8 protein-coding genes are annotated in these 6,842 nt (G+C 69.4%); 3 read left to right on the plus strand and 5 right to left on the minus strand.

From position 1 onward, the window contains the following. Window positions 1-8: 8 nt before the first annotated feature. Entirely contained in the window at window positions 9-1,316 is a 1,308-nt protein-coding gene (locus EKG36_RS19815; RefSeq protein ID WP_126487008.1) for an ATP-grasp domain-containing protein, read from the minus strand. Between the two features lie 213 nt (window positions 1,317-1,529). On the opposite strand from EKG36_RS19815, the gene EKG36_RS19820 reads away from it, so the two are divergent. Beyond that, on the plus strand, window positions 1,530-1,817 hold the full coding sequence (locus EKG36_RS19820) for a sll1863 family stress response protein (RefSeq protein ID WP_126487009.1): 288 nt from the start codon (window positions 1,530-1,532) through the stop codon (window positions 1,815-1,817). 15 nt (window positions 1,818-1,832) lie between these two features. Here EKG36_RS19820 and EKG36_RS19825 read toward each other — a convergent pair whose 3' ends face one another. The 3 genes from EKG36_RS19825 to EKG36_RS19835 form a co-directional block, all read right to left on the minus strand. Beyond that, window positions 1,833-3,011, minus strand: coding sequence for a toxic anion resistance protein (locus tag EKG36_RS19825; protein ID WP_126487010.1), 1,179 nt, complete (start codon window positions 3,009-3,011; stop codon window positions 1,833-1,835). A 90-nt stretch (window positions 3,012-3,101) separates the two neighbouring features. Further along, entirely contained in the window at window positions 3,102-4,046 is a 945-nt protein-coding gene (locus tag EKG36_RS19830) for a cobyrinic acid a,c-diamide synthase (RefSeq protein WP_126487011.1), read from the minus strand. A gap of 118 nt (window positions 4,047-4,164) precedes the next feature. After that, window positions 4,165-4,866: an extensin-like domain-containing protein gene (locus EKG36_RS19835; RefSeq protein WP_126487012.1), complete on the minus strand. Its 702-nt coding sequence runs from the start codon at window positions 4,864-4,866 to the stop codon at window positions 4,165-4,167. Between the two features lie 119 nt (window positions 4,867-4,985). Here EKG36_RS19835 and EKG36_RS19840 point away from each other — a divergent pair, with 119 nt between their 5' ends. Together EKG36_RS19840 and msrA are read left to right on the plus strand one after the other, a co-directional pair. Further along, complete coding sequence (locus EKG36_RS19840) at window positions 4,986-5,813, plus strand: helix-turn-helix transcriptional regulator (protein WP_126487013.1); 828 nt, start codon at window positions 4,986-4,988, stop codon at window positions 5,811-5,813. Between the two features lie 99 nt (window positions 5,814-5,912). Beyond that, window positions 5,913-6,629 carry a peptide-methionine (S)-S-oxide reductase MsrA gene (msrA, locus tag EKG36_RS19845; RefSeq protein ID WP_126487014.1) on the plus strand — a complete coding sequence of 239 codons (717 nt, stop codon included), beginning with the start codon at window positions 5,913-5,915 and terminating at the stop codon, window positions 6,627-6,629. A gap of 83 nt (window positions 6,630-6,712) precedes the next feature. Here the strand turns inward: msrA and EKG36_RS19850 are convergent. Then, on the minus strand, window positions 6,713-6,842 hold a 130-nt coding region (locus EKG36_RS19850), incomplete at its 5' end, for an aldehyde dehydrogenase family protein (protein ID WP_126487015.1).

Raw genomic sequence — 6,842 nt, forward strand, 5'->3', positions numbered from 1 at the left:
CTTCAGCCTCAGCCCTCGACCTGGTCGAACGCGAACGGCAGGCGCGCCGCCAGGCGATCATAGTTGTCGAGCAGTTGCTCCGCTGTGTCGGCCCCCATCCACACATAGGCTAGGGCATAGCTGTAACTGTCCTGTTCGGGCAGGGACGACAGCCGCTGACCGGCCTCCACCTGCAGGGCGATCGCGGTGCCCGGGAAGGCCGCCTCCAGCTCGGCGACCTCCGCCTCGCTGGGCACTCGAGTGACCACGGCATCGACGAAGAACACCCGGTAGAAGAACTTGGCGGCGACGGCATACTCCCCCTGGTGATGCGGCATGTCGGGCCGCTGGCCCAGCGCCAGGTCGATGGTGACCTGCTGGTTGCTGACCCCGTCGACCTTCTCGAAGAGGTCGCAGTGGGACTGGGAGATGCGGGTGTTGATCTCCAGCAGCCAGATGCGGTCCTGCACCTCGTCCCAGAAGTACTCGATGTTGAAGGCCGAGTTGTCGAAGCCGATATGGGTCATCACCGTGTCGGTGAGCTCGCGCATCTGGGCCTGGACGGGCTCGGGCAGCCCCGAGGGATAGCGATAGTGGAAGAAGCTCAGCACCTGGGGATAGCGCAGCGAATCGACGATCCCGTAGCTGACCACCTCGCCCTCGAAGACATAGCCCTCCACGGTACACTGCCAGCCGCCGATGATCTCCTCGGCCATGCAGAAATGACCGTCCACGGCGGCGATCTCGTCGGGCAACCGGGCATGCTCGAGCACGGTATTGAAGGGGTCGGCGATCAGGCCGATGTCCTCGCGCAGCTTGTCGATGGCATGGTAGAAGTCCTCGGGGGTGTCGATGCGAAAGCCCAGCCGCGACCCCGAGGACTTGATCGGCTTGACGAAGAAGGGGAAGTAGAGTCCCGCCTCGCCGATCTGGGTCAGGGCCTCGTCATCGAAGGGATCGAAGGCCGTGAAGGCCGGGATGAAGTCCGGGATGACCTCCTTCTGCACCTGGCGGCTCCAGTACTTGTGCTCGCACTTGAGCAGGCTTTCCAGGGAAGTGTTGCGGGTGCCGAAGCGCTCGCAGAGGATCGGCAGCATGGTGGAGACGGGAAAGTCCATGTAGCCGACGATGGCATCCACCGGGCCCGCGAAGGCCTCCAGCTGCCGGGTCGCCTCGTCCAGCATGGCGGCGATGTCGAAAACCTCGGTGTCGTAGACCGCCTGGGGATCGATGATGCCGTGGAAGCGGTAGGCCTCGGCGCCACGCAGGCTCTCGAGACGCTGGCGGTTGAAGTCGTTCAGCCCCACCACGAAGACATTGCGGGCCTCGCTGCTCATGACGTCCTCCTTGCGGATCACCGCCTGGATGAGGGGGCCGTTCACGGCAGGGCCGGAGCGTCCCGGTGGCGGCGACGGCGCCGCCCTCATTCCGCAGGATAGTCCAGCCGCGGGCGGTCACGGCCGCGATCTCCATCAATGGCCGGCAACGAGGGAACTCGGTGGGGCCGTAGGGATCAGCACAGGCGAGGGAGACGACATCGGGAGAGCCGCATGAGCCAGCGAGACGAGTTCATCGAACGCCTGAAGGCCAGCCTCGACGAGTGGAACGCCGAGATCGACGAGCTGATGGCCCGAGCCAGGCAGGCCAGTGCCCAGACCCAGGCCCGCCACCAGGAAGACCTGGAGCGGCTGCGCCGTCGCCGCGACGAGGCCCGTCAGCGCCTGGACGAGCTGCAGCGTGCCAGCGAGGGCGCCTGGTCGGACCTGCAGAAGGGTACCGACGAGGCCTGGGAGCGGATGCGCAAGGCCTTCCGGGAGGCCGCCGCGCACTTCAGGTGAGGGCCGGCCGCCGTCTCAGGGCGCGCGCTGCGGCGCCGCGCCGTCGTCGCGGTCGAGCCGGTCGATGGCCGTCTGGCCCTCCCGGGACAGCACCTCCAGGCGATCGATCTGTTCGGCCAGCCGCGGCAGCGCATCGCGGCGATAGTGCGAGAGATCCTCGATCGCCGCCATGACGTCGGCAAAGGCCCCTTCCAGGGCCTGCAGGTCCAGGTTGGCCGAGGCCGCCCGGGTCTGGATATCGACGCCCTGCTGGCGCAGGGCCCGGGCGGTCCCGGCGATGGTCTCCGAGGTGGCCGCATTGAGGGACTCGATGCGATCCAGCACCAGGCGCTGGTTAGCGAGCGCGAGTGCCACCGTGGCCGCCACGCTCAGCGCCGAGACGGTAACGTTGATGGCGCGGTCCACGCCGCGCATCAGCTCGCGGTTGTTGCGGATGATCACCTCCAGGGCCAGCACGCCCTGCTGGCAGACCGCCTGCTGCTGCTGGAGGTCGAGGATGCGCTGGCGAAGCGGGAACAGCAGCTCCTCCTCGACGAAGGCCCGCCGCGACGCGTCGACGATCTCGGGCACCGCCTGCTCGAGGCGCCGGTCGATCAGCCGTCCCAGGGCAACCTGGCGCTCCAGTTGCGCCAGGGTCTGGCGCATGGCCTCCTGATCGTCGGCGAGGGTCAGGTTGTCGCGCTCCAGCATGTCGCGCCCCCCCTCCAGATCGGCGATGATCGCCTCCAGGGCCTGCTGCGCGGTCTCGAAGCGATGGAAGTAGCGCTGCAGCCGGCTGCCCACTCCCGGCAGCAGGCGCAGCACCCGGTCCAGGGGACGCGGCGTCAGGCGATGGTGGCGAGGGTCCAGGGCACCCATGCGCTCGCGAAGCTCGACCAGTGCCTTGGCCACCGGGCCGCCCTCCTCGCCGTGCTCGGCCAGCTGGCGCAGCGGTGTCTTGAGCATCTCGCTCTGGCGAGCCGCCTGCTGCTGCAGCTCGAGGCCCATCTCGTCCACCGCGCGACGCTGCCGGCTGGCCCCGCCCGCCTCTTGGTCGTCGAGGGTCTGGGCGACGAAGGCATCGGCCATGGCCGCCAGCTCGGGGTCCTCGGCCTGCTGGCGGGACGCGGCTGCCTCGGCCCCCTCCAACTCCTCGGCGATGCGTTCCACCGGTGGCAGCGACAGCGGACTGCCGGGCTTGGGCGCGTCATTCATGGCATGGAACTCCCTTGATTGCCGGTTCTGCGTCTCAGACACAGCTTAGGACCCTGGCGGGAACGGCCTGTTCGCGAGGATGGCGTCCCCCTACCGTGAGGGGCGGCTGTAGCGCTCGGCGCCATTGATGAAGCGACGCAGCTCCTCGCAAGCCTGGTCGGCACCGACCCGGGCTCTCGGGCGGTCGGTGACAATCCGCGACAGCGCCACGCTGGTGTCGTCCAGTGCCGTCAGCGCCGCTTCATTGCGGGCCGCGAGCCGGCGCAGCGAGCGCTCGGTGTCCTCGATCAACGCCAGGCGCCGGCGCAGCGCGCTGGTCTCGTTGGCGGTCAGCCGCTCGGCCTCCTGGCCGAGGCGGCGACGGATGAAGTCGATGTCGAGGCCGGCCACGCCCCGGGCCTGGGAGGCCATGGCGGTGAAGTTGTCCACCGCTCCCAGGCAGACCTCCTCCACCAGCGAGCGGGCGCGCTCATGGGCCAGCTCGCTGTTGTCGAAGCGCGAGCCCAGCACCCCCAGCACATGGCGGTAGCGGCTGTAGAGACGATCGACCTGGGCGGCATGGTCCTCGCGTCCTGCCTCGAGCAACTCCTGCTTGGCACGGCACAGGGCCTGGATGACCTCGTCGGCATCGGCCGGCGGGTTCGCCGGGTCGAGCTCGGCGACCCCGGCCTCGCGGCCCTGCCGGGCCTGTTCGGCGCGGCGGCGGGTCGCCTCGGCCTTGAGCATGGCCTCGAGCCGGCGCTTGTGGCGCCGCGCCCGGAAGCGCCGCCAGCGCCGCTCCAGCGGAATCTCCACCGCGATGCCGACCAGCCCCGCCAGCCAGCCCGGCAGGCTGGGATCGAAGCCGCCCCACAGCGAGGTCAGCCACATCAGCAGGCTCAGGAAGGGCACCAGGAAGGCATAGCGCAGGACGACCTGCCAACGGGTCGGATGCTCGGTGGGCAGGGCCAGTCGGGGGCTGGCCAGCCCGATCAGGCACCAGGGCAGACACGTGAGGAACAGGCCGTAGGCGGCCCCCTGCAGGAATCCCAGCATGGTGTGGTCGAAGCTCCTCTCTGTACAACCGCTGCAAGGCGGCGGTGGCGGATTCCCCCCATGATGAGGCCAGAGGCCGGCCACCGCCAGTGACGCAGGTGTGCCGGGGGGCCCTCCCCTAGCGGCAGATGCCCGTGCCGCGCAGTCCCAGGTGGAAGTGATCGGCATGTGCCGCGTTGTAGTCCGGCCCGAGCACGGTGCCGAACAGCCCGCAGGCCCCCCGCTGCGCCCGGCGCAGGAAGCGGCCGGCCGGTCCGCCGTCATTCCAGTCCCGTTGCACCCGGATGCGTCGTCCATCGGCGAGACGGAAGGCCGCGACGTCCAGGGCGGCCGCGGCGGCATGGTCGCTGCGACGCCCCTGCTCGCGTCCGTAGACATTGCGACAGGCGAAGCTGCCGAGGTGCTCCACCGCCACGACCGGCTGATCGAACACTTCCCGGGCGACGGGCTGCAGGCGATGCCGCTCGTAGAGCAGCCAGCTCACGGCCAGCGGACAGCGGGCGATGAAGCTGCGGTCGAACGCGACACCCGCGCGATGCAGGCGCAGGACGTCGCTAAGGGGGCAGCCGGCAACCGGGGTATGGTCGGCCAGGGCGCTGTAGCGAAGTCGCGCCTCGGGCACCGCGGCCAGGATGGCCTGACAGGCCTGGGGGTCGTCCTCCAGGCGCGCCAGCTTCCAGCGGGTCACCGGGGTCACCGGCGCCGCCACCCGAAGGGGTTCCCAGGGGTTCCATGCCGGCGGAATCGACCACCAGCCCTTGTCGAAGCCGATGCCCATCAGCAGGCCGATGACCACCAGGCCCAGCAACAGCGTGCGCATGCCCCTCCCGTGAGTGCGGTCATGTCGTCCCGAGCATAGCCCGACGCAAGCCGTGTCACCCGCCACGCCGCCGGTGGTACCCTGAGTCGGCGATCCGTCACTCGAGCCTGCCGTTACCCATGAACCTCACTGACCTGCTCGCCACGGCCGACAGCCAGGCCTGGCACCAGCGTCTCGCCCAACTCACCCGCGCCGCCGGCGGAGTCGGCTTCCCCCGCATGCTGGAGCAGACCCTCCACGCGCTGGCCGGCTTCGATACCGTGCTGATCAACACCTACAAGGGCCAGCACCGGCCGCTGCTGATTCACGACAACTACCCACCGGAGCGACGGGAGCAGGGCATCGAGCGCTACCTGAGCCAGGCCTATCTGCTCGATCCCTTCTTCAAGGCCGTCCACGACGGACTGGACAGCGGGGCCTATCGGCTGCGCGAGCTGGCCCCGGACCGTTTCGAGAGCAGCGACTACTACCACCACTACTACCGCGCCCTGGGCCTCGCCGACGAGGTCGGCCTGTTCGCCCGGGTCGATACCGACGTGGTGATGGTGGTGTCGCTGGGCTTTCGCGAGGATGCCCCGCGACTGACGCGGCGCAGCCTGCAGGCGCTGCGCCATATCGCGCCCGTCATCGACGCCCTGCTCGGCGACTACTGGAAATGGCAGGGCCACCGCTTCCAGGCGCGCCTGGCCGAGCGCGAGCCGGTGGAAGCCGCCTTCGACAGCTTCGGGCGGGAGACCCTCACGGCCCGGGAGCGGGAGATCGTGCGCCTGCTCCTGGCCGGCCACTCCACCAAGTCGGCGGCTCGCGAGCTTGATATCAGCGACGGTACCGTCAAGGTCCATCGCAAGCACATCTACCAGCGCCTGGACATCTCCAGCCAGTCGCAGCTGTTTCGGCTGTTCCTCGACCATGTGGCGCTGGTCTCGCGCCGCCAGGCGGGCCAGTAGCCCGTCAACCGGCCCGCAGCGCCGTGACCGGTTCGTGATGATTCCCGCCGGGCCGAGAACCTAGTGTGAGGGCATGGTTCACTGCTAAGGAGTCTCGCCATGCCCGCATCATCCCTGCCTCGCCGCCCCCTCGTCGGGCTGGGCGCCGCGCTGGCGCTTAGCGCCGCCTTCGCCTGGACACCGTTCACTCACGCCGCCAGCGGCGCCGTCACCCTGCCGCCGCCCGCCACCACCGGCCCTACCCCCACGGGCGACGCGCTGCAGAGCGCGGTGCTCGCCGGCGGCTGCTTCTGGGGCATCGAGGCCGTGTACCAGCACCTCGACGGCGTGACCGAGGTGGTCTCCGGCTACAGCGGCGGCGAGGCCGCGACCGCCGACTACCGCCTCGTCAGTACCGGCCGGACCGAGCACGCCGAAGTGGTGCGCATCACCTACGATCCCCGGCAGGTCTCCTATGCCCAGCTGCTGCAGGTGTTCTTCTCGGTGGCCCACGATCCGACCCAGCTCGATCGCCAGGGACCGGACCGGGGCAGGCAATATCGTTCGGCCATCTTCTATGCCGACGAGACGCAGCAGCGCGTCGCCGAGGCCTACATCGACCAGCTCGACGCCGCCGGCGTCTTCGACCAGCCGATTGTCACCCGTCTCGACCCGCTGAACGCCTTCTACCCTGCCGAGGACTACCACCAGGACTACGCCTACCACCACCCGAACCAGCCCTACATCGTGTTCAACGACCTGCCCAAGGTAGCGAACCTCGAACGCCTGTTCCCCGGGGACTATCGGGACAGCCCGGTGCTCGACACGGCGCGCTGAGGACACAAAAAGGGCCGGCCGCGTCGCCGCGGCCGGCCAGGGGCTGGGGATTCCCCATCGGGGCATCATCGACGGCCCCTGACTCAGGGCGAGAGCGACATCCACACGCTCTTGAGGTCGGAATACTCCTCCAGGGAGTGGTGGGACTTGTCGCGGCCGTTGCCCGACTGCTTGACGCCGCCGAAGGGCACCGTCTGGTCCATGGCCGCCCAG

This window comes from Halomonas nitroreducens (genome assembly GCF_003966155.1).
Lineage (GTDB): Bacteria > Pseudomonadota > Gammaproteobacteria > Pseudomonadales > Halomonadaceae > Halomonas > Halomonas nitroreducens.